We start from the raw sequence: 24,067 nt of genomic DNA, 5'->3' as shown, positions 1-24,067 counted from the left end.
GTAATTTCTTCTAAAAAAAGTGCCCTTTTAGGAACTAAATCCATTCCTAGCTTGTTGATCCAGCAAGCGGTGCCTGCATCCATCGGGATATTGGTCATGTCGCTCAATATTCTGGTGGACACCATATTTGTTGGAAACTGGATAGGCCCAGTCGCCATCGCCGCAATAAATGTCGTTTTGCCTGTTTCTTTTTTTATTGCTGCACTAGGTATGGCGATAGGAATAGGCGGTGCAAGTATTATTTCAAGAGCGCTAGGTAAGGGCGATACAGAAAAGGCTAAGCGCACCTTTGGGAATCAGCTTTCTATCACTTTATTGATTACGGTCCTGATGGTCGTTTTTGGCCTGATCTACATCAACAGCTTAGTGCCTGCGTTTGGAGGTAGGGAAGCTATTTTTGAACCCGCTAAAATCTATTACCGTATCGTTTTGTATGGTGTTCCTGTGCTTGCGCTTTGCATGATGGGAAACAATGTGATACGTGCTGAAGGTGCTCCTAAACATGCCATGATTGCCATGCTCATACCTTCGGTTGGAAATTTAGTTTTGGATTATGTCCTTATTAATCAACTAAATATGGGTATGGAAGGTGCTGCCTGGGCAACCACCATAAGTTACGGATTGTGCTTTGCATACGTCGCCTGGTTTTTTCTTTCAGGACGCAGTGAATTGATGCCCTCGTTATCCCAGCTGTTGCCAGATTGGAAAATCTTAGGAGAGATCGGCAGCTTAGGTTTTGTGACGCTAGGACGTCAAGCAACTACAAGTGTTCTTTATCTAATATTGAACAATATTCTACTAGATCTAGGTGGTGAGGATAGTGTCACAGTTTTTGGAATCATTGGCCGATTGATGATGTTTGCTATTTTCCCAGTATTGGGAATTACTCAAGGATTCTTGCCTATTGCAGGCTATAACTATGGCGCGCAACAGTTTAAAAGAGTAAGAGAAGTCATTTTTACATCCATCAAATTTGCTTGCATCATGGGTGCGGTCATCTTTGTTTTGTTGTTTGTTTTTGCAGCAGACATCTCTGCCATTTTTATAGAGAGCCAGTCCATAATAGATCAAACAGCTGCAGCGGTACCTATTGTTTTTCTTGCTGTGCCGATTATAGCGATCCAGTTAATAGGAGCGGCTTATTATCAGGCAATTGGTAAAGCATTGCCAGCCTTACTACTGACCACTTTGCGCACTGGAATTATTCTTATACCGTTGATATGGATTTTGAGCGATACGTATGGACTGCAAGGCGTATGGATCAGTTTCCCGATTGCTGATGTTTCAAGTACACTGATTACTGCATTTTTTCTTTGGAGAGCCATGAAAAAACTAAAAGATGCTCCTGGACACCAGGATGCTCTAGAGCCACACGAAGCTTAGGTTGAGTTCGCTTTCGCGAAAGCGTAACAACCACTTCGCAAATGATAACAAGCTAAATTATCGCTTTATCTTTGCTTGAAAATTGGAAGATATGTATTCAAAAGAATTTGAAGTACGCTGGAGTGATCTGGATGCCAATAGGCACATGGCAAACAGTGCTTATCAAAATTTCATGAGCCATGCGCGCATGGCTTATCTTATGGAAAATGGATTCGGTCATCAGGAAATGGAGTTATACAAGACAGGTCCGGTCATTTTTACAGAGAACATCTACTATTTTAAAGAAATACATCAAGGCCCTCCTATCACGGTTTCTTGTGAGTGGACAGGTATGAGTGAGGATGGGAGTTTTTTTAGTTTCCGCCATAATTTTTATGATCATAGAGGCAATAATGTTGCTCGTGGAATCATGATGGGAGCGTGGATGAATCTTCAAGAGCGACGTATTACTAGTCTTCATAAGGACTTACTAAAAAAAATATCCAATTTCCAGAAATCGGCAGATTTTAAAATCATTCAAAAAGAGGAAACCCGAGCACACGGACAAAAGCCCGTCAACCTCAATTCTTAAGTCAAGTCGTTATCTTATTTGAGCAAACCGCGTCTGTTTATGGCGATTACTTAATCTGAAGCTATTTTTGGTAATTGTATGTACCTGATCAGGAGATCACATCTATAGTTGAAGGAGAACCACTCTAAGGCTTGAAAGAAGCCACGATGGCTTTTCTAAAAGCATCGATAGTAGTGTAAAGAAAAAGGGTGTATTTCTCAAACAGAAATAACTCCTATTCGGTTATGTCAGTCAGTTGGCTTTCTTTTAAACTTTTATCTAATTAGCTTATTGTGTTACGGTGTGGCCTACTCTAGAGTTGATGGTAGATACAAATTCAGTGCTGGAACCCAAATTTGTATCTACCAAATCCGGAAGCTTTTTTTGTTTAGAGGATACTATGAATTGGATATATATGTTAAACAATAAAGTTTAAAACACTTTAGTATTTAACTAATGTTAACTAGATTTGTGTTCCCCTAAAAGCAAAATTAGTAATGCCATTATATTCTATTAAAGAATCGGACTACTCACAATACATCTTACATAAAATTCATAGACCCTACGCTGACTTTTACCTATTCGATAACTTTGTAGTGTCTGAAGTTCATGAAGGAGCCATATTTGGCGGGATGGAAGCCTTAGATATTTTTAGTCTACTAATGGAGTTTTACGACGGCGTCAAACGGTCTATGGAATTTGTTTACCTTTCCAACAGAGTGAACTCTTATTCCACACGTCCAGTCGACTGGTTGGATTTCAAATTTATGGACCAGTACTTAAAAGGTTATGGTATCATAGATGATCGCGTTAGAGCAGAGCAAAATGCTTTTTTAGAAAAACAATTTGTTCCATGCAAGTTCCAATTTTTCAATAATCTTGAAACGGCGGTTCAATGGGCTGTTGAATTGCAAGGAAAGCACCGTCTTAATTAGTTGAAGGTTTAAAATCTTCACGGATTTTTTTCTTTTTCCCAGCCAGATATACTCCAAAGAATATCAATGCACCAGCACCTGCTTTAGTCCAGGTCATTTGATCTGTTCCTAACCCTACGGCAATAAGAGCAGCGAGTAATGGCTGTAGATACACAAATACAGCAACCACACTAGGTTTCAAAGTACGTATCGCAATAATATTGAGCATATAAGTACCAAAAGTGGCGAACAAGATCACGTAAGCAATGTTCAACAACACAAAGTTGGAAGCTTCACCAACCTCAAATGCTAAACCTTGTTGAATTCCAAAGGGAGTAATAAAAAGTACTCCAAATAGATATAACCATTTCATCAACGTGAAAACATGGTATTTTTTGGTAAGCCTATTCGCTAGCAGAATGTAAAAGGAATAAGATATCGAGTTGAGGAATATTAATATATTTCCAGTGGTGGGGTCAGCGCCTATTTGGTTGGGTGCTGAGGATAGAAATATCAATAAGGCAGCACCAGCAAACCCTGTGGCGATACCTACAATCTTCATGGGAAATAAACGCTCTTTTAAAAATATAGCACTCAATACCACCACTATTATAGGAGTGGTCACCATTAAAACAGATGCGCTAATAGGTGTGGTCAGGGATAAACCCCACATAAATGTGAGCATGTTGAATCCTACACCACAAAAAGCAGCTAGAGCAATCAAGGGCAGTTCCTTCAAGGGTACCTTTTCTTTAGGGCCAGCAAAAAGTGAAATCGTCCAAAAAATAGCACAAGTGAAAATCACGCGGTACCAGGTAAGACCAAATGGGCCAACGTGCTCTGGAGTCACTTCCTTAGCAGATGAAAAGTTGATAGCGTAAAATAGAGCCACAAACGTAGCGCATAATATAGCTACCTGTCGCTTAGTCATTTTTGACAGCTTTTACAGCGGCAGCAACAACTTTTTTAGAATTACCGATGTAGGCAACACTATTGTAAATAAGAATGGGTCTTTTGATAAAAGTATAGTGATCCAAGAGCAACTCTTTGTAATCAGACTCGGTGAGCTCTTTTTCATGGAGATTTCTACCTCTGTATAATTGCGCACGGCGATTGAATAAGGATTCGTAAGAACAGCTTTGGTCTTTGAGAAATTCTATCTGCTCTTCTGTAACAGGATTTTCCTTAGTATTTTGAAGGCTGACAGAATCGGATAATTCCAATTCTTTCATGATACGTTGACATGTATTGCAACTGTCTAAATAGATGAATCGATTTTCCATGCAACAAATCTACAACAGCCGCTGCTTTAATAATACCTTTATAAAAATGAAAATAATGGACATAAGATTAGCACATAACAAGTGTACCAGAGCGCATTTTGTTGCCATACTAGAAGAGTTAAGTACTACAGATCTCAATAAAATTCCAGTTGGTTTTTCTAATAATATCATTTGGAATATCGTCCATTGCATGGTAACACAGCAAGGGCTGACCTATGGTCTAGCAGGCCTGGAACAACATATGTCTAAGGGAACTATCCTCTTCTATAAGCATGGTACTAGACCAGAAAAAGATGTGAGTTCCGGAGAGATTGAAGAATTCAAAAACCAATTGATCCCACAGCTAGATCAAATGACCTCAGATTATCAAAACGACAAATTTGATAACTTCAAAGAATACACTACCAGTACTGGTTACTTACTTAGAAATATTGATGATGCTATGAATCTGGTAAATATTCACGACGGGATACACCTGGGTTACGTACTGGCATTAAGGAAAGCATTGAAAGATGCATAAAAAAAGGAACCCCTAGAAGTTGTAACCCTAACGTCACATTAAAACCCAAAAAATGAAATTCAACACTAAAGTCATCCACGGTGGTCAAGAAAACATAGATCCTGCTTACAACTCTGTGATGCCACCTATTTATCAAACCAGCACTTTTAAACAAACTGCTCCAGGTCAACATCCTGAATTTGAATATGCCCGTAGTGGGAACCCAACGCGATCTGCGCTAGAAAAATCTCTCGCGAGTTTAGAGAACGGAACGTACGGGATAGCTTTTGGGTCTGGGTTAGCGGCTATTGATGCTGTACTCAAATTATTGAAACCTGGTGATGAGGTGATTTCTACTAGCGATTTATATGGTGGATCCTATCGTTTGTTTACTTCTATTTTTAAAAAATTTGGAATCAAGTTTCATTTTGTAGGCATGAGTAATCCGCAGGCTGTAGAATCATACATCAACGATAACACAAAATTAGTCTGGACAGAAACGCCTACTAATCCTATGATGAACCTTATCGACATCCAGGCTATTTCTAAAATTACGAATAAGTACAATTTATTACTGGCTGTTGACAACACGTTCGCTACTCCATATTTGCAACAACCTTTAGATCTAGGTGCTGATATAGTGATGCACAGCGCCACTAAATATCTAGGAGGACACAGTGATGTGATCATGGGTTCTTTGGTGGTGAACGACAAAGATCTTGCAGACCAACTTTACTTTATTCAAAATGCCAGCGGCGCCGTTCCAGGACCTCAAGATTGTTTTCTGGTGCTGCGTGGGATTAAAACCCTACATGTACGTATGCAGCGGCATTGTGAGAACGGAGCAGCGGTCGCTCACTGTTTAAAAACAAATGCCGAAGTGGACAAGGTGTATTGGCCTGGTTTTGAAGATCACCCAAATCATGAGGTTGCTCAAAAACAAATGAAGGACTATGGCGGTATGGTTTCTTTTACTACTCAAAAAGGCACTTTAGAAAGCGCGTTAGAATTTGTGAGCAAATTGAAAGTCTTCACGCTTGCCGAAAGTCTTGGCGGTGTGGAATCCCTAGCCGGCCATCCTGCTACTATGACTCACGCCAGTATTCCTAAAGAAGATCGAGAAAAAACGGGAGTGGTAGATTCCTTGATCCGGTTATCAGTTGGTATCGAGGATATAGACGATTTGATTGCCGACTTAGAACAAGCTTTGTCTTAAATCTTTAAATCAGTTATGCGTTAATATACTTTGGAGAAATTCGCTTTCGCGAAAGCGAACTATAAATAATAGATGTAACCCACATTGAACCACCAGATCCAATCATTTGCACGATTGTTGACATTATCAGGACTCAATCCATCGACATAATTGTCATCATAGTAATGCCATGCGGAGGAGATGAGTAAATCACTAAGAGGTGTCAATTTATACCGAACACCTAGATCAGCGACATAGGCAATCGTACTGCCTCTAGAGGTATCAATCCTATCTATGAAAGTAGGGAAGGTTGTAATGGAGTTACCTAGTGGTCCAAGTGAGCTTTCTGCCTCAGGTTTGTAATTTACATAATGTGCACCCAGTCCTATATATGGGGCCCATTTTTCACCACCGTTTTGAAAGTCACGTATGCTTAATGGATAATATTCTAAGTGAGCACCTAGTTCTAACACTTTGGCTTTTCCTTCCATGGATCGCAACTGTAAACCGCCTATGCTATTTCGCTCTGCAAGCTCGCTCAAGTGGTTTAAAGTAGTCACGCTATAATTGAGTTGGGATCGTATTTTAAAATGGTCGTTCCAGTAGGTGTCGCGGCTGTAACAATTACAATCGGCTCTATAGGCAAAGTTGATGTAGTGAATGATTCCTATTCCCATACCAACGTTTCCCTTGTTGGTATCAAAATCATAACGTTCTCCGTAATCACTTTGAAAAGCGACTGGTCCAGCAATGACACCTACTTCATGAGAAAAACCAAATTGAGCTTGGGATTGCAACGCGCAGGCGATTAAAAAATAAACCAGTACAACTAGTCGGGATCTAGTTCTCATTCAATAGTCTTAAGTAGTAACGCCAAATATAACAAAATAGGGTTCAGATCAAGTCAGTAACGCTGGAATCACTATTTTAGTTTAGACAAAAAGCAGGTTCTCCCATCTAGTTAATAATTCATGGGGCGTCATAAGCTAAAATAATTGCAAATAATAACGTGGTATAAGCGATAATTTTATATTTGCACGATTAACGAAAACGTTTTTTAAAACGCTTATTTTATAAATAATGGAAAAAAACATCCAAGATTTTATTGATTTAGTAGAAAAAAGGAATCCTAACGAGCCTGAATTCATTCAGGCTGTTACTGAGGTGGCAGAAGCTGTCCTTCCTTTTATTGAAGATAACCCAAAATATGGTGCAGACAAGTTGTTGGAGCGCATGGCAGAGCCAGAACGTGTTACCATGTTTAGAGTGCCGTGGACGGACGACAATAATGAAGTTCATGTAAATCGTGGATACCGCATCCAGATGAACAGCGCCATAGGTCCCTATAAAGGCGGCTTAAGATTTCACCCAACCGTGAACTTGTCCATTCTCAAGTTTCTTGCTTTTGAGCAAACCTTCAAAAATAGCTTGACCACATTGCCTATGGGCGGTGGAAAAGGTGGTTCTGACTTTGACCCTAAAGGAAAGTCTGACCGTGAGGTAATGCGTTTTTGCCAGTCTTTCATGACTGAGTTGCAAAGGGTGATAGGTGCAGATACTGATGTTCCTGCTGGAGATATAGGTGTAGGTGGTCGTGAGATCGGATACCTTTTTGGACAGTATAAAAAGATCCGTAATGAGTTTACAGGTATTTTAACTGGTAAAGGAAGATCTTATGGAGGTTCCTTAATACGTCCAGAGGCAACAGGTTACGGTAACGTATACTTTGCTGAAAATATGTTAAAGACCCGTAATGAAAAGATTGAAGGCAAGACCGTGGTCATCTCTGGATCTGGAAACGTGGCGCAATATGCCGCTGAAAAGATCATCCAGCTAGGTGGAAAGGTGCTCACTATGTCCGACTCTGATGGGTTTATCTATGATAAAGAAGGTATTCATGCAGACAAGTTGGCCCATATCATGTACATCAAGAATGAAAAACGTGGCCGTATAAAGGAGTATTTGGAGAAATACCCAGAGGCAACATTCCATGCAGACGAGCGTCCATGGGGTATCAAATGTGATATTGCATTACCATGTGCCACTCAAAATGAGTTGAACGGCGATGAAGCTAAGACCTTAGTGGACAACGGCTGTATGTGTGTAGGTGAAGGTGCTAACATGCCTTGTACACCAGAAGCTATTGAGTACTTCCTTGAAAAGAAAATCTTGTTCAGCCCAGGGAAAGCAAGTAATGCCGGTGGTGTTGCTACCTCTGGATTGGAAATGTCTCAAAATTCCTTGCGTTACAGTTGGACTGCTGATGAGGTAGATAACAGGCTACATTCCATTATGAATGACATCCACGAGGCATGTGTGCAGTATGGAACGGACAAGGATGGCTTCACAGACTATGTGAAAGGCGCTAACATTGCAGGTTTCGTAAAGGTGGCAGATGCTATGCTTGCTCAAGGGATTGTATAAATTATAATTCTTTCCGCTTTCTTTATTTCGCTTTCGCGAAAGCGAACTAAACCATAAACCCCTGAACAACTCAGGGGTTTTTTATTGGCATATAAATAAGTCTATTTTTGTGCGCAATCAGATTTTCAGGAAAACAGCGTTATCCTACTATGAACTACAGATTTCTAATTTTATTATTAATAGTTGCAGTAGGGCAAGCTCAAGATTTTACAGAGCAATGGACTGGGCTGTTCTCTTTCAATCAAATCTTAGATATTGAACAAACGGACGGCAAAGTATATGCTGCTAGTGAAAATGCCATCTTTGTTTATGATATACCCACACGCAGTTTTACTACCATCACGACGGTAAATGGTTTGAGCGGCGACCTGATTTCGCAGATTTTTTATAGAGAAACTGAAGATCAGTTGGTCATAGGCTATCAAAATGGCTTACTGCAAATTGTTCAAGACGATGTCGTGTTAGATGTGGTTGCTATAAGGGATAAACAAGTCATCACTCCAGACCGTAAACGTATCAATGAGTTCAAACAAAATGATGGTTTGCTATATATCGCTACAGATTTTGGTATTGCATTGTACGATCTTGATCGACTGGAGTTTAATGACACCTATTTTATAGGCGATAATGGGGCTCAATTGCGGGTCAATTCGATCGAGATGTTTGAAGGATTCCTATATGCTGCAACTGAGGATGATGGAATAAGACGTGCAGATATTAGTGACCCCTTTTTAATTGACTTTGAAAACTGGAGCCGAATCAACGCAGGAGTTTTTGATGAGGTCGCAGCCTTAGATAATGAAGTGTTTGCCATTGACAACGCAGGTGGACTCTATAGTTTAGCAGGCAATTCCTTTCAGCCTACAGGCTATCGTTTCCCGTCCGGCAGTCTAGATGCAACTTCTTTAGATAATGAATTAACGGTTGCAGGTCAAAACTATGTCCAGATTCTAGACGCTGGCCAAAATATCAGGACTAGTATTACAGATGTCAACGGTATCAGTTATCGATTTACAAGCGCTAATGTAAGCGGCAATGAGATCTATATAGGAACATTTGAAAACGGAATGATACGCTTAGATACGCAGGACTCCAGTATTGCTGAAATTATTGTTGCTGACGGCCCAACGAGAAACCGGGCGTTTTCACTATCCACTTCGCCTAATGAATTGTGGGTAGGCTATGGAGATTACAACTTATTCTATGATCCATTCCCTTTAGAGCAATTTGGTGTTAGCCATCTGGAGGAAGATGTTTGGATTAATTATTCTACGTCAGAGGTAAATAACATCAGCAGTATTTCGAGCATCACCATTAATCCTGAGAACCCAGATGAGGTCTATCTTAATTCCATGCACAATGGGATTTTACAGTTTGTAGACGGTACAGCGACAACTCAATATGGTATCAACAACAGCACATTGAACAGCATATTGCCGCCCAGTGCTGAGTTCGTACGAGTACCTTCCAGTACTTTTGACGACGCTGGTAATTTTTGGGCAATTGCATCTCAAGTAAGCGATGTAATCAATAAACGTAATCCTAGCGGTTCTTGGGAAGCAATTGATGTTTCTGAAGGTTATTCGGAACTGGCGGGTTCTAATAAAGAGAGCACTACAAAACTAGTAGTTACTAGAGCGGGAAATGTCATTTTTGGAACTACTGGGCAGGGCGTCATAGCCTACAATCCTAATAACAATAGCTATGGCAGACTGATTGACGAGATCCAGAGAGGTAATTTGATCAATAATTATGTGAGCGAGTTAACAGTCGATCAAAATGGACAGTTGTGGATAGGTAGTAATCTAGGTTTGCGAGTTTTATTTAATGCAAACAGCATTCTTTCAGAAAATCCACCAGATGCACGAGCCATTATCATTGAAGATGTCAATGGTATTCCAAGAGAATTGCTAGCAGATGAAGCCATTCTAGATATAGAAGTGGATGGAAACAATCGTAAATGGATTGCCACCGCCAGCTCTGGGGCGTTCTTATTTTCTCCCTCTGGTCAAGAAACCATTTTTCAATTCACTAAGAATAACTCGCCGCTACCATCAAATACAGTTAATGACATTGCTATTGATGAGGCAACAGGTAAAGTATATTTCGGGACGGACAACGGCATTGTTGCCTTTCAGGGCGATCGTACCAGCCAGCCGTCAGAGAATTTAGAGAATGTGTATGCATTTCCTAATCCAGTGAAACCAGGATTTGATGGAAATGTCACCATAGACGGATTGACAGATCGCGCTCGTATCAAGATTACTGATATTGAAGGAAACTTGGTTTTTGAGATAGTCTCTCAGGGAGGAAGTGTGCAATGGGATACCCGTAGCTTTAACGGTAATCAAGTGTCATCAGGAGTTTACATGTTGTTCATTTCTACTGACGATAATATTGAAACTAAGGTTTCAAAAATCATGGTGATACGATAGATGTTGATCCGCACTCCAGCCATAGTTCTTTCAACGCTCAAATATGGCGAGTCCGACTTGATCGCAAGGATCTATACTAGAGATTTGGGCACTCAAAGCTATATGCTCAAGGGAATCCGCAAGTCTAGAAAAGGGAAGTTGCGGGTGTCTTTATTTCAACCGCTGACTCAATTAGAGATCGAGACGCAGCATAAAGGCAAAGGAACCCTAGAGTACATTAAGGAAGCGAACCTTTCTTACGTATATGTTTCCATTCCAGCAGACATTGCAAAAAGCAGCGTTGCGCTATTCTTTGGAGAAGTGTTGTCACAACTTTTGACAGAACAACAACCTGATGAACAATTGTATAATTACCTGAGTAACGTCTTTTCTTATCTAGACCAAACGGATCATGTGGCTAACTTTACCATCAAGACCTTGCTGGACATCAGCGGGCTGATGGGTTTTGGGATGGATCAAACATCTATGGATTACCCTTACTTCAATATGTTGGACGGTACCTTTGACAACAATGGTATGTTACCACATCATTTATCTGAAGCTGAAAGTTCTTTATTTAAAGAGTTTGTTGGTACAAATTTTGATGCTATCCCAACTATCAAAATTAACAGAGAGCAGCGCGGTACTTTACTTCATTTGGTGTTGGATTATTTTAAGATTCACCTTCATACATTTAAAAAACCAGCTTCTCTAGACATCCTCAAACAGTTATTCGATTCGTGAAAATTTACCTTCTACTACTTGCTGGATTATTCATGACCAGCACTCTTTTTGCGCAAAAAATACAAGTTGTTGATCAATTAACGGGTGAGCCAGTAGGCGCTGTAGCTATCTATAATAAGAAGAAACAAAAATCTACCTATACAGACATTAATGGATATGCTGATATAAGTGCATTTGATTTTTATGAGCTTATCTATTTTCAAGACGTTGCCTATGTAACTTATAGAGCTACAAAAGAAGAAATAGAAGAATCAAATTTTAAAGTACAGTTACCGCCTAAATCTGAAGAGATGAACCCTGTGGTTGTTTCGGTTTCTAAATTTGAACAGCGCAAACAGGATATCCCGCAATCCATCATCAGCACCAGTAAAGAGGAAATCGTTTTCCAAAACCCTCAAACCAGTGCTGATTTATTACAGCAAACTGGCCAGGTTTACATTCAAAAATCCCAACAAGGTGGCGGTAGCCCTTTGATAAGAGGGTTTTCGACCAATCGGTTGTTGATCACTGTAGATGGCGTCCGTATGAACACGGCCATTTTTCGTGGTGGCAATCTGCAAAATGTAATATCCATTGACCCGTTGAGCGTTGAGCGTACTGAGGTTATTCTAGGACCAGGCAGTGTGGTGTATGGAAGTGATGCCATAGGCGGTGTGATGAACTTCTTCACTCAAACGCCTAAATTTACATCTACAAAAACGACAGAATTAAGTGGTAATAGTTTGCTACGGTATGCTACCGCAAATGATGAAAAAACGGCCCACCTCGATTTCAATTACAGTACAGATAAATTTGCAAGTGCTACCAGCATTAGCATAAATAACTTCGGTGATTTGAAAATGGGTTCGCATGGCCCTGATGATTATTTGAGAAATCGCTATACCATCAGGCGTGATAATCAGGACATAGTCATCGATAATCCAGATCCAGAGGTGCAAGTACCTACGGGCTTCGATCAACTTAATTTGTTGCAAAAATTTAGCTACCGACCCAGTCTTTCATGGAGGTTTGATTTAGGGCTTATTTACACCGCGACATCAGATTTTAGCAGGTATGATGCGTTAACTCGCTTTCGCGAAAGCGGAAACCCCAGAAATTCTGAGTGGTATTATGGACCACAAAAGTGGTTGATGGTGAATGCAAAAGCCCAGCATCGAGGCGACGGGAAATGGTACGATAAAATGATAATTACCCAAGCGTACCAAAAGTTTGATGAAGGTCGCAATACTAGAAATTTCAGATCTACAGACTTGTTTGAAAACGATGAACGAGTGGATGCTTTAAGTACGGCCATAGATTTTGAACGTCGCGATCGGGAAAATAACGCCCTTTTTTACGGACTGGAGTACTTGCACAATAAGGTAACTTCTGATGGCAGCGTACGCAACATTGAAACTGGAGAGGAGCGAGAGGCACCTACCCGATACCCAGACGGTTCCACCTGGCAATCCATGGCTGCTTATGCCAGTTACCAATGGAAAATTAAAAGTAACCTTACCCTGCAAACAGGAGCGCGATATAATTACATCTGGATTGATGCAGATTTTGATGATCAATTTTTCGAGTTCCCGTTTGAAGAAGCTACCGTACGAACAGGCGCTTTAACCGGAGCAATTGGAGCTACCTATTTACCAGATCCTAGCTGGGAATTGCGAGCGAATTTAAGTACTGCATTCCGCGCTCCTAATATCGATGACATAGGGAAAATATTCGATCCTAGCCCAGGAACAGTGGTCGTGCCTAATCCAGACTTAGAGTCTGAATACTCTTATAATACAGAGGTAGGAGTAAAAAAACGTGTGACTGAACGACTGACGATCGATGGTGCCGGGTATTTTACCATTTTAAAAGATGCGTTAGTCGCTAGAGATTTTCAACTAAATGGTCAAGATGAAGTTTTATACCAGGGAGAGTTGAGTCAAGTACAAGCCATACAAAATTCAGAACGTTCTGAAATTTACGGGTTTGAATTAGGAGTGGACTATCAGTGGTCTGATCAATGGCGTTTGTACGGGCATTATACCTGGCTAGATGGGGTGCAGGAAGAAGAAGACGGGAGCGAGGTGGCAGTGCGTCATGTTGCACCTGCCTTCGGCGATGCACATCTTGTTTATGATCAGAATAAATGGAAAGTAGATGCCTATACAATTTTCAATGGCCAGTTTGATTTTGATGAGCTAGCTCCAGAGCAGCAGGATCGGGATTACTTGTATGCATCAGACGCTAACGGGAACCCATATTCTCCTTCCTGGTATACTCTCAATTTGCGAACGCAGTATCAATTTACCAATAGTTTAAGTGCTATCGCTACCCTAGAAAATATAACAGATCAACGGTACCGTACCTACTCGTCTGGAATTGCAGCAGCCGGTCGCAACCTCATTATGGCTCTCAATTATACTTTTTAACCCGTTATTGAATTGAGTCTCAAGGTACAATTACACGATCAAACCTTTCACTTGCACCCATCTGGTGCGTGTTACTGGGAACAGCAAGACGTGATTCTACTGGCTGATGTTCACTTAGGGAAAAGCGCCCATTTTAGAAAGCACGGCATGGCCGTCCCATCCCAGGCTGACGATAATGAATACGACAAGCTTAACGCAGTAATTGCCCAGTTTCAACCGTCGCGCATTTGGTTTTTAGGAGATCTGTTTCATTCCCATCAAAATGCCGAATGGCACTTTTTTGAGCAGTGGGTACGAATGCAATCTATTGAGATAGTACTAGTGATGGGAAATCACGACATCATTTCTAGAAATCATTTTGAAGCGCTGGGAGTAACCACTGTTGACCAAATCCAAATAGGCACGATTTTGTTAACTCACCACCCTATAGAGAAGCAGGGAGTTTTTAATGTTGCAGGACATATACATCCTGCGGTGAAGCTAACTGGAGTAGGTCGTCAGCGTATGAAAGTGCCTTGTTATTTTTGTACAGAATTCGGGATGATTCTTCCTGCCTATGGTGATTTTACTGGAACCTACGCCCTCAAGCCTAAGAGGGGAAACCGCGTATTTGTGTGCGTGGAAGATGAGGTGTTCGAGTTGTCCTAAAAGTGCGTTATATTTAGTTCGCTAAACCTACCACATGTACAAAAAACTCATCAGTGCTCTCAACTTGCTTATTATTATTGTTTTAATTGCTTGGAATGGCTATGCAAATACCGGTAATTTTAAGGGTAAAACAGTAGGCGACTTGAGTGCAGAGTACAACAATTTGTTTACTCCAGCGAGTTATGCATTCTCTATATGGGGGTTGATATTTCTGATGCTTTTAGCTTTTGGAATTTATGGAGTTTATATCGCTTTCGCGAAAGCGAAATCCCTTCAACCTCGTGGTTATCGAACCAACTTTATCATAACTACTTTTCCTTATTTCTTACTGGCTAATATTTTTTGCACCATTTGGGTTGCCTTATGGTTGGAAGAAATGATAGGGGCTTCGGTGCTTTGTATGATAGGTATTTTAGTAAGTTTATTGATTTGTGTCAAGCAACTTGATATGGAAATATGGGACGCCCCACTTCCTATAATTGCTTTTGTATGGTGGCCCTTATGCCTTTATACAGGTTGGATAAGTGTGGCTATAATCGCAAACGTTGCCAGCTACCTTAATGGCATGTTTGATATCCCAGAAAACCAACAAATATTAGCCACTTTAGCTTTAATTGTCGTAGCCACTGTAATCAACTTAATGATGGTGTGGTATCGAAACATGCGTGAATATGCGAGTGTCGCCATATGGGCGCTGGTTGCTATTTATGTGAGACATTCAGGAACCATGAATGATATTTCTTATTTAGCACTAGGCTGTGCTGCAGTCATTTTTGTCAATGTCTGCATACATGGATATCAAAACAGAGCTACCAATCCGATGCTCAAATTTAAACAATGGCGTGCTTCTAAAGCTTAAAAGCTTTTGATATCGTTTGCCCAGCTGGGGTATGTAAATATCGTCTGTTGCAGGTACTGGAATGTAATATCGTGATTCATCGCAACTGAAAATATATTGATGGTTTCACCCGCTTCATGAGATATGATATGCGCTCCTAACACCATTCTTGTCTCCTCGTCTACTATAACTTTATAGGCATAGCATCCAGCCTTGATGCGTCTGGTGTTGAACCATCCACTGGCATTTTGGAAAAATACCTTAAACTTTTTACCTGTAGCCTTAGCTTGTTTTTCAGTTAGTCCTATTCCTGCGACTTGGGGTATGGTAAACGCAACGCTTGGTATATCTACAGGAATAAAAGCATGCTTTCCTTCGGTTATATTTTTAGCAGCAATATTAGCTTCAAGTCCGCTTAATGGGGTTAGGGGTACATTCTTACTAGATACATCACCACAAGCATAGAACCTTTCATTGCTTGTGCTTTGAAAGTATTCGTTCACAACAATACCCGAACGATCTGTTACTACTCCTGCATTTTCTAGTTGAAGCTGCTTTATGGAGGGGACTCTACCTGCCGTATTAAAAATAAGATCTGAGGTAACCTGATGTAAAATACCGTCTTTACTGTACTTCACTATAAATCGATCACCATCTTTTTCAACTGCTGCTGCTTGAGAGTTTAATAGGATATCGATGCCTAATTCTTCACTGCATTCTTTCAGGAAATCAACTGTATATTTTTCAAAAGGAGGAAGCAGCTGTTCACCTTGCTCTACAACAGTAACTTTAACTCCTGCCCGCGCTAGCATGTGACTGAATTCCATTCCTACATAACCACCGCCTATAAAGAGAACTTTTTCTGGTAGATCTTTTAAATTGAAAAAATCATCACTGGTCAATAAATGCTCTGCTCCTGGAATTTTTAACTCCAGCGGCTTCATTCCTGTAGCTATGACAAATTTATCTGCAGTAAGGGAAGTATCGCCATAGCGGAAAGTTTTCTCGTCGACAAAATAGCCTTCTCCATGGTGGCGATCTACTCCCAGCTCTTTTAAAAATTCCTCAGTATTATCGGGAATGTCTTGAGCATAACGTCTGGCATAATTGTAAACATCTATCCAATTGATGGCAATATCTCCTGTGATACCATCACCTTTCATATTTCTAGCTGCTTCCAGCGCTTCACTGCTTGCTAACATCAGTTTTTTAGGGTCGCAACCGCGCTGCGAGCAAGTTCCCCCATATTCCCGGTTGTCAATGATTCCTACAGTTAGACCAGCATCGGCGCAGCGATTAGCTACTAACTTACCAGCGGTTCCAGTCCCTAAAATAAATACGTCATAATGCTTCATGTCTAAATGTACACCGCAGGATGTTATAGGCTGTGAAAGAATTCTCAATATTTGGGAAGAGGTGCGATAGCAAGCTATCTTTGCAGCCAATTCTTATACCTTTTGGGATATCCAGAAATCATTGAAGCTTACGCAAAGGCAGTCAACACGGTTCGCCTTAAGGAGCATGTGGAATTACCTCAAGGATCTTTAAGGGTTCAAGGTTTAGTAGGAAGCTCGCTTTCCTTCATATTAAAAAACCTTTTCAATGATTCAGAAAAGCCATTTCTTCTCATTCTAAATGATAAAGAAGAGGCGGCTTACTACCTGAATGATCTGGAGAAAATGGTGGGGGAGAAAGATGTTTTGTTTTACCCAGGTAGCTATAGAAGGCCTTATCAGATTGAAAATACAGATAACGCTAATGTCCTGCTACGTGCTGAGGTGTTGAATCGTATCAATTCGCGCAAGAAGCCAGCGATCATAGTTACTTATCCAGAAGCCCTATTTGAGAAAGTGGTTACTCGTAAAGAGCTGGAGAAAAACACATTGAAAATAGCTGTAGGAGACCAGATCTCCATCGACTTTGCTAATGAAGTATTGTTTGAATACGCTTTTAAACGGGTTGATTTTGTAACAGAGCCAGGAGAGTTTTCTTTGCGCGGCGGTATTTTAGATGTGTTCTCATTTTCAAATGATGAGCCTTACCGGATAGAGTTTTTTGGTAACGAGATTGATTCTATTAGAGTTTTTGATGTAGAATCGCAACTCTCGCAAGACAAGATCAAAAAAATAAGCATCATTCCAAATGTAGAGAACAAGCATTCCGATGAGCGGCGGGAGAGCTTCTTCAAATATCTATCTTCAAAAACAGTGGTTTTTGCGCAAAACCTGGACATGCTGTATGGTAAGATGGATTCGCTTTTCGCGAAAGCGGAAATAGCCTACAAGAATCTGCAAGGTGAGATCAAGCAACTGGAACCTCAAGATATTTTTTGCACGTCTGATTTATTAAAAAGTCAGCTACCAGATTTTAATACGGTAGAGTTTTCAGGAAGTAATGCTGATGTGGTGTACCGCACCGCACCGCAGCCTTCTTTTAATAAGCAGTTTGAATTACTCATTGATAACCTTAAACAAAACGAGGATGATGGATATAAAACCATCCTATTTTGTAGTTCAGCACAACAGGCTAAACGTTTTAAGGACATTTTTGATGATATGGGCGCTAATGTTTCTTATGAAACGGTGATCATGACTTTATATCAAGGATTTATTGATCACGACTTGCGTATCGCTTGCTATACAGATCATGAGATATTTGACCGCTACCACAAGTTCCATTTGAAAAATGGCTATGCTAAAAAGCAAGCGATTACTTTAAAGGAACTCAACACTCTCGAGATTGGTGATTATGTAACTCATATTGATCACGGTATCGGGAAATTTGGCGGGCTACAAAAGATTGATGTCAATGGCAAGATGCAGGAGGCCATCAAACTTTTTTATGGGGAGCGAGATATTTTGTACGTATCGATTCACTCGTTACACAAAATCACCAGATACGCCGCTAAGGATGGAAAAGTTCCTAAGATATATAAGTTAGGAAGTCCTGCCTGGAAAAAATTAAAAGCGAAGACCAAAACTAGAGTTAAGCAAATCGCTTTTGACCTGATCAAGCTATACGCAAAACGCAGGGCAAATAAAGGCTATCAATATGAACCTGACGGTTACCTTCAAAACGAATTAGAGGCGAGCTTTATTTATGAAGACACGCCAGATCAAAGTACCGCGACCCAAGATGTCAAAAATGACATGGAAAGCGAGCGCCCTATGGATCGATTGGTGTGTGGTGATGTAGGTTTTGGAAAGACAGAAGTTGCCATTCGAGCAGCCTTTAAGGCCGCGGTCAATGGTAAACAGGTCGCTGTTCTAGTACCTACGACCATTCTAGCATTCCAACATGCAAAAACATTTAGGGAACGTCTTGCAGATATGCCGGTGAGGGTCGACTATTTGAATCGATTCCGCACCGCTAAAGAGCGTAAAGAAGTTTTAGAAGGTCTAGCAAATGGGTCTATTGACATCGTCATCGGTACGCATCAACTGGTGAGCAAATCTGTTAAGTTTAAGGATATTGGGTTGCTCATTATTGATGAGGAGCAAAAATTTGGTGTGGCTGTCAAGGACAAGTTAAAGACACTCAAAGAAAATATAGATACGCTTACCCTCACAGCGACACCTATACCCAGAACTTTACAGTTCTCATTGATGGCGGCTCGTGATTTAAGTGTTATCAAGACACCACCACCCAACAGGCACCCCATAGAAACTCACGTGGTTCGTTTTTCAGAAGAAACCATCAGGGATGCAGTGAGTTATGAGATTTCACGTGGTGGCCAGGTATTCTTTGTGCACAATCGCATTGAAAATATCAAGGAAGTCGCAGGTATGATTCAGCGATCAGTGCCAGATGCCAAAATAGGTATAGGTCATGGTCAAATGGACGGGAAGAAACTAGAATCCATCATGCTCGCTTTTATGAACGGCGAGTTTGATGTATTGATTAGTACTACGATTATTGAAAGTGGATTGGATGTTCCTAATGCAAATACCATTTTCATCAATAATGCAAATAACTTTGGACTGTCTGATTTGCACCAGATGCGCGGTCGTGTGGGTCGAAGCAACAAGAAAGCCTTTTGCTATTTCATCACGCCGCCATACGATATGATGACGGACGATGCCCGCAAGCGCATTCAAGCGGTAGAAAGTTTCTCAGAGTTGGGTAGCGGTTTCAACATCGCGATGAAGGATTTAGAGATACGTGGTGCAGGAGATATTCTGGGTGGAGAGCAGAGTGGTTTTATCAACGAGATCGGCTTTGATACCTACCAAAAGATTTTAAGTGAGGCGATAGAAGAGTTAAAGGAAAACGAATTTAAAGATTTGTACCCTACCACTGATCAGCCCAACAAGAAGCACGTGAGCGATGTAACCATAGATACAGACTTTGAACTGTTATTCCCAGATGATTATATTAACAGCGTTACAGAGCGACTCGCATTGTATTCAAAGCTGAATGATGTTGAGAATGAAACGGGACTAGAGGTGTTCCGTAAGGAGCTATTGGACCGTTTTGGTGAGCTACCAGATCCTGCGGAAGATCTCTTGACTAGTATCAAGGTCAAGTGGATTGCTAGCCGTATGGGACTAGAAAAGATTATTATGAAGCAAGGCCAATTTGTTGGTTACTTCATTGCAGATCAAGAACACAGATTCTACAAGAGTGATACGTTTGGTCAATTGATTCAATCCATGAGTCATCGCGACAGTAAGATGCAAATGAAACAAAAACAAACCAGAAGTGGAATGCGCTTGTTACTCAAAATGGATCATATCAAATCTATTGATAAAGCATTTGAGCATTTGAATTCCGTGATGCCATTGCAGCAAGCTACTACGGCAACAACTTAAACTCTTTTTATATTTAAGATAGATTGGTTTTTCGCTTTCGCGAAAGCGAACTCATTTCCATTCTCCTACATCCATTGAGACCAAGGCAGGCGGCTGAGAACGACAATAAAAGCAAGTGAATAAAAGATCGCTAACATCTTGAATTTGCCATTGCTAACGATTTTCTTTTTGTGTTTAGAATATCCTATCGTCAAAAGGGCTACTGCGATGATCATCATGAGTGGGTGCTCTAGTGCTAAAAGGCGTAGTGCTGGAGTCGCCATGACCTCAGAGGTATTTGAAAAAAGTGCGCTGGAGTAAGGTGATAATGCCCACAGAACTAGTCCTATCAACAACTGGATGTGTGTAACGATCAACCCTATAAGTGCAAAACTAAAGTCTCTATTTCCAAATTCTCTCTTACCGAATAAGCCAATAAGCGCATTGACGGTTGCGATGACTAGAACTAATAAGAGAAGGTATGCCCAGCCAGAGTGAGCTGCTTTAAGAATGTTGTACATGGTCGTTTTGCTTTCAACAAAAATACTCCAAAAACAAAGAACCCGACTCGTTTGAGTCGGGTTCTGAATCTTAATGTAAGAAAGGTTCTAGTTGAAAATATATCTAAGACCTATCTGACCTTGCCATCTTGAAGATCTTGTACCACCATCATCGATAACTTCTACGTCATCATTAGTGAAGGTAGGATCAAACGTAAATTCTGGGTTTGGACCACCTCTCTCTGTAGTAACTAAACCAACTTCACCAAATCCAGGAACGAATGTACGTTCACCCCAGTCTTTGTTCAGCAAGTTAGCCACGTTGAATAAGTCAACAGAAAGTTGTAACGTGTTTTTATTCTGCTTATCTGCTCCTGTGTAGATAGAGAAGTTTTGCAATATTTTCAAGTCGATACTGTGGTTCCAGGATGCACGACTTGCATTAGCCTCAGCATACTGACCACGACGCGTTCTTAGGTACTCATCGTTTTCAATGAATTGGTCAAGAGCTGCATACTGCTCTGCTGGAGAAAAGGTTACACCATTTCTAGTCAAAGGAACAAGGTTAATCTCACTTGCGTTAGCAGGAACATAAAGCAAAGCATTATCACGTGAATCATCACCTAATAAGTCTCTTCCTTCATTATAGATGTAAGATATACGACCACCATTTTGTCCAGTGTAGAACAATCCAAAGGTTGTAGAAATGTTTTCATTCCATGTCAAGTCATAAGTGGCGTTTGCAATGATCTGGTGACCTGTTGCAAATTGAGAGTTTTGTAACGTTGCAGTGTTTTTACCATTAACAGTCAAAACATTTCTCCACTGGCTGCTGTTTTGAGAAGAAGTTCCTTCAAATACAGCTTCACCATCACCATAAGTATAAGACACTTGACCACCAAATCCGTTTTGTACAGGCTTAGTTAAAGTAAATGTCGCATTATAGGAGTAGCCGTCATTTGTATTAGTTCCTAAATAAATGTTGCTGTAAGTGTCATCAATTCTATTTCTACCGTAGAAGAAACGATTGTCAGCACCATTTAAAGTTCCAATAGGTCCTACAGTATTTAAGTTTTGGTAAGTAACATCGTTGATAACATCATTGTACAAGAAGTCAGCTGATGCGATCAATCCCCATACGCCTAATTTTTGATCAATACCTATATTGTATTTTAAGCGTTGTGGCAATTTAAAGTCAGGAGCGAATAAATCAATCTGCCCACCTAATTCTCCACTTCCTGGAGCTGCACCATTACCAATAGGCTGGTTGCTAGGATCAGCATTAAAGAATACTTCTCTATTAGGGAAGTCTCTTTCATCTACAGAACCAACTGATACACCATTATTATTATAAGCACCACCTGGCCATACTAAAGGTATTCTAGAAGTAAAGATTCCTATACCACCACGTACCTGTGTTGTGTTATCACCCTTAACATCCCAGTTGATTCCCAAACGTGGAGCAACATGAAGTCTGCTTGCGATTGGTTTACCAACGCGTGCACCTTGCAAGTCTTTACCAGCTGCTTCAAGCAAAGCTACCGTTCTAGTGTTGAAATCATCATTTACAGTTCCATCTTCAAAATAAGGAACATCTACACGAATACCATACGTCAAACGGAAGTTTTCAGTAAGGTTCCAAGCATCTTGCGCGTAGAAGCCTAATTGAGAATAATTAAAAGCTGCTGCCGCTGCTGTAATATCATCTCCAGTAGTTCCTGCAGGGTCTAATAATGAATAACTATAGTCATACGCATCTGCAGCCACATCGTTATTAGGGTTGTTGTCAAAATAAGTGTTGAAGTCAGCAAGACTCAAGAATTGGTATTGACCGAAGTTTTGACGAACAAAAACGTTTCTTACATCAAAATATTCAAAGTTTGCACCCAGTGTAAAATTGTGAGCTCCCGATTGAATTTCAAAGTTATTGGTAACATTGAATAAAGTCTGGTCTAGGATGTTACCAGTAGAGAAAGCTTCAGAACCTAAAGTGATGCTCCCGTTATTTCCATCTTCAATCTGTACTCTTGGGAAGTTACGCCCGATAGGATCTCTATCGTCATTCACTGTAGTGTACCCAATTACTAAATTGTTAGATAAATTAGAACCATTGGTAGTTCTCCATTCAAAAGTAGAACTATTAGTTTCAGATAGAAACAAGACACCAGCATTCGCAAAGTTGATGTTGTTTGCATTACTTAGGCTAGGCGAGTTAGATTCACCACTAACGTAGTTATGCTTTAAAGTAAAAGTGTTCTTATCATCAAGGTTGTAGTCTAAACGGGCAGTAAACGTATCTGAAATTAAAGATTGTGTACCATCTTCAAAACCTCCTGGGTTATAATTGAAAGTATCGATCAAATTCTGTCGTAAGTTCTGAATATCGGTTACGCTAGAGTCTCCATTGTATGCAGCTGCATCAAAGAAACGTGGGCTTTCTTCATCTTGACGCTCATAGTTCAAAAAGAAGAACAATTTGTCCTCAATGATAGGTCCACCAATACGTGCTCCTATTCGAGAAGCTGTAAATGGATCTAATTTCTCTCTATCTTCAGCATTGAACCCACCTGGAGTTTTACCAGCTAGATTTTCATCTCTATAATATCCATAAGCAGATCCAGACCAAGTGTTAGTTCCAGAACGTGTAATTGCATTGATCGCTCCACCAGCAAAACCAGATTGACGTACGTCAAAAGGAGCTAGGTTTACAGAGAAAGATTCAATAGCGTCTAAAGAAATAGGGTTAACGCCTATCTGACCACCATTAGTTCCAGATCCAGCAAGTCCAAAAACATCATTGCTTACTGCGCCGTCAATATAGAAGGAGTTGTAACGGTTGTTCACACCAGCTAAACTTATGGATCCATTTTCTCCAACAGAAGCTTGAGGTGTTTTTCTCAACAAATCTGAGATGTCTCTAGTTACAGTAGGAAGTGCTTGAATCTCACGAGTAGAGATGTTTGTTGAAGGTCCTGTTTGACTACTGTCAAAAATACCATTACGTTGTGCCTGGATGACGATCTCATCAAGAGCATTTGTAGATTCTGCAAGTGTAGCGTTGATTTGCTCAGACTCACCTAGTTGTAAGTAGATGTCAGTAAGGGCAAGATCTTGTTTACCTACATAAGTAATAGTAATGTTATACGGTCCACCGACGCGCATGTTGTTGATACGGTAGTATCCTTCAAAGTCAGTTACAGAACCATACTTAGTTCCTGTAGGAGTGTGTACCGCTATAACGGTAGCACCCAAAAGTGGCTGGTTTTCTCCTTCTAATACTCGACCGTTAATGGATGAGGTAGTAACCCCTTGTCCCATGGCAGCCATCGAGCTTAAAATTATTCCTAGAAAGAGGAAAATTTGTAGTGATTTGTTCATTTTGAAACGATTTAATTTTTGGTTAGTGCAAAAATAAGTCGTTTAACAGTTCTCCAACATTAAGCTAACATTAATTAACTCGTAACTTTTCAACTATAA

General features: G+C 40.5%; 18 protein-coding genes. 12 read left to right on the top strand and 6 right to left on the bottom strand.

All coding sequences use genetic code 11. From position 1 onward, the window contains the following. Positions 1 to 3: 3 nt before the first annotated feature. From NMS_RS02820 to NMS_RS02810, 3 genes are all read left to right on the top strand, one after another. Positions 4 to 1,383: an MATE family efflux transporter gene (locus NMS_RS02820; protein ID WP_041497407.1), complete on the top strand. Its 1,380-nt coding sequence runs from the start codon at positions 4 to 6 to the stop codon at positions 1,381 to 1,383. Between the two features lie 91 nt (positions 1,384 to 1,474). Beyond that, the gene (locus NMS_RS02815; protein WP_041495298.1) at positions 1,475 to 1,954 is read left to right on the top strand and encodes an acyl-CoA thioesterase; all 480 of its coding nucleotides are present in this window, start codon (positions 1,475 to 1,477) and stop codon (positions 1,952 to 1,954) included. Positions 1,955 to 2,430: 476 nt separating this feature from the next. Further along, positions 2,431 to 2,868 (top strand): hypothetical protein, encoded by a 438-nt coding sequence (locus NMS_RS02810; protein ID WP_041495297.1) that lies wholly within the window; start codon positions 2,431 to 2,433, stop codon positions 2,866 to 2,868. Here NMS_RS02810 and NMS_RS02805 read toward each other — a convergent pair. Together NMS_RS02805 and NMS_RS02800 are read right to left on the bottom strand one after the other, a co-directional pair. After that, entirely contained in the window at positions 2,861 to 3,778 is a 918-nt protein-coding gene (locus NMS_RS02805) for a DMT family transporter (protein WP_041495296.1), read from the bottom strand. The two genes, NMS_RS02810 and NMS_RS02805, sit on opposite strands and share 8 nt — an antisense overlap. Continuing rightward, positions 3,771 to 4,130 (bottom strand): arsenate reductase family protein, encoded by a 360-nt coding sequence (locus NMS_RS02800; RefSeq protein WP_041495295.1) that lies wholly within the window; start codon positions 4,128 to 4,130, stop codon positions 3,771 to 3,773. The genes NMS_RS02805 and NMS_RS02800 overlap by 8 nt, the downstream gene beginning before the upstream one ends. 55 nt (positions 4,131 to 4,185) lie before the next feature. Here NMS_RS02800 and NMS_RS02795 point away from each other — a divergent pair, with 55 nt between their 5' ends. Together NMS_RS02795 and NMS_RS02790 are read left to right on the top strand one after the other, a co-directional pair. Further along, positions 4,186 to 4,650, top strand: coding sequence for a DinB family protein (locus tag NMS_RS02795; RefSeq protein ID WP_041497406.1), 465 nt, complete (start codon positions 4,186 to 4,188; stop codon positions 4,648 to 4,650). 52 nt (positions 4,651 to 4,702) lie between these two features. After that, positions 4,703 to 5,845, top strand: a complete 1,143-nt coding sequence (locus NMS_RS02790; protein WP_041495294.1) for a cystathionine gamma-synthase — start codon at positions 4,703 to 4,705, stop codon at positions 5,843 to 5,845. A 59-nt stretch (positions 5,846 to 5,904) separates the two neighbouring features. Here the strand turns inward: NMS_RS02790 and NMS_RS02785 are convergent, their stop codons facing one another. Then, a complete protein-coding gene (locus tag NMS_RS02785; protein ID WP_041495293.1) occupies positions 5,905 to 6,675 on the bottom strand; it encodes a THC0290_0291 family protein in 771 nt (256 codons plus the stop codon). Between the two features lie 229 nt (positions 6,676 to 6,904). Here NMS_RS02785 and gdhA point away from each other — a divergent pair, with 229 nt between their 5' ends. The 6 genes from gdhA to NMS_RS02755 all read left to right on the top strand — a co-directional run bounded on the left by gdhA (position 6,905) and on the right by NMS_RS02755 (position 15,321). After that, on the top strand, positions 6,905 to 8,248 hold the full coding sequence (gene gdhA, locus NMS_RS02780; RefSeq protein WP_041495292.1) for an NADP-specific glutamate dehydrogenase: 1,344 nt from the start codon (positions 6,905 to 6,907) through the stop codon (positions 8,246 to 8,248). Positions 8,249 to 8,397: 149 nt separating this feature from the next. Then, a complete protein-coding gene (gene porZ, locus NMS_RS02775; protein ID WP_041495291.1) occupies positions 8,398 to 10,683 on the top strand; it encodes a type IX secretion system anionic LPS delivery protein PorZ in 2,286 nt (761 codons plus the stop codon). Then, positions 10,684 to 11,406, top strand: coding sequence for a DNA repair protein RecO (gene recO, locus NMS_RS02770; protein ID WP_041495290.1), 723 nt, complete (start codon positions 10,684 to 10,686; stop codon positions 11,404 to 11,406). Then, on the top strand, positions 11,403 to 13,814 hold the full coding sequence (locus NMS_RS02765; protein WP_041495289.1) for a TonB-dependent receptor: 2,412 nt from the start codon (positions 11,403 to 11,405) through the stop codon (positions 13,812 to 13,814). Before recO ends, NMS_RS02765 begins: the two co-directional genes overlap by 4 nt. Before the next feature lie 12 nt (positions 13,815 to 13,826). Next, positions 13,827 to 14,462 (top strand): ligase-associated DNA damage response endonuclease PdeM, encoded by a 636-nt coding sequence (gene pdeM / locus NMS_RS02760; protein ID WP_041495288.1) that lies wholly within the window; start codon positions 13,827 to 13,829, stop codon positions 14,460 to 14,462. Between the two features lie 34 nt (positions 14,463 to 14,496). Continuing rightward, positions 14,497 to 15,321, top strand: coding sequence for a hypothetical protein (locus NMS_RS02755; RefSeq protein ID WP_041495287.1), 825 nt, complete (start codon positions 14,497 to 14,499; stop codon positions 15,319 to 15,321). Here NMS_RS02755 and NMS_RS02750 read toward each other — a convergent pair. Continuing rightward, a complete protein-coding gene (locus NMS_RS02750; protein WP_231862351.1) occupies positions 15,318 to 16,745 on the bottom strand; it encodes a dihydrolipoyl dehydrogenase family protein in 1,428 nt (475 codons plus the stop codon). The two genes, NMS_RS02755 and NMS_RS02750, sit on opposite strands and share 4 nt — an antisense overlap. Positions 16,746 to 16,757: 12 nt before the next feature. Between NMS_RS02750 and mfd the strand changes: the two genes are divergently transcribed. Further along, positions 16,758 to 20,111 carry a transcription-repair coupling factor gene (gene mfd / locus NMS_RS02745; RefSeq protein WP_041495285.1) on the top strand — a complete coding sequence of 1,118 codons (3,354 nt, stop codon included), beginning with the start codon at positions 16,758 to 16,760 and terminating at the stop codon, positions 20,109 to 20,111. Positions 20,112 to 20,176: 65 nt separating this feature from the next. On the opposite strand, the gene NMS_RS02740 is transcribed toward mfd, so the two are convergent. Beyond that, positions 20,177 to 20,611, bottom strand: coding sequence for a hypothetical protein (locus NMS_RS02740; RefSeq protein ID WP_041495284.1), 435 nt, complete (start codon positions 20,609 to 20,611; stop codon positions 20,177 to 20,179). A gap of 87 nt (positions 20,612 to 20,698) precedes the next feature. Next, positions 20,699 to 23,968, bottom strand: coding sequence for a TonB-dependent receptor (locus tag NMS_RS02735; RefSeq protein WP_041495283.1), 3,270 nt, complete (start codon positions 23,966 to 23,968; stop codon positions 20,699 to 20,701). Positions 23,969 to 24,067: the final 99 nt, after the last annotated feature.

The organism is Nonlabens marinus S1-08, assembly GCF_000831385.1.
Taxonomy (GTDB): Bacteria; Bacteroidota; Bacteroidia; order Flavobacteriales; family Flavobacteriaceae; genus Nonlabens; species Nonlabens marinus.
This window is presented reverse-complemented; position numbering and strand designations above follow the sequence as displayed.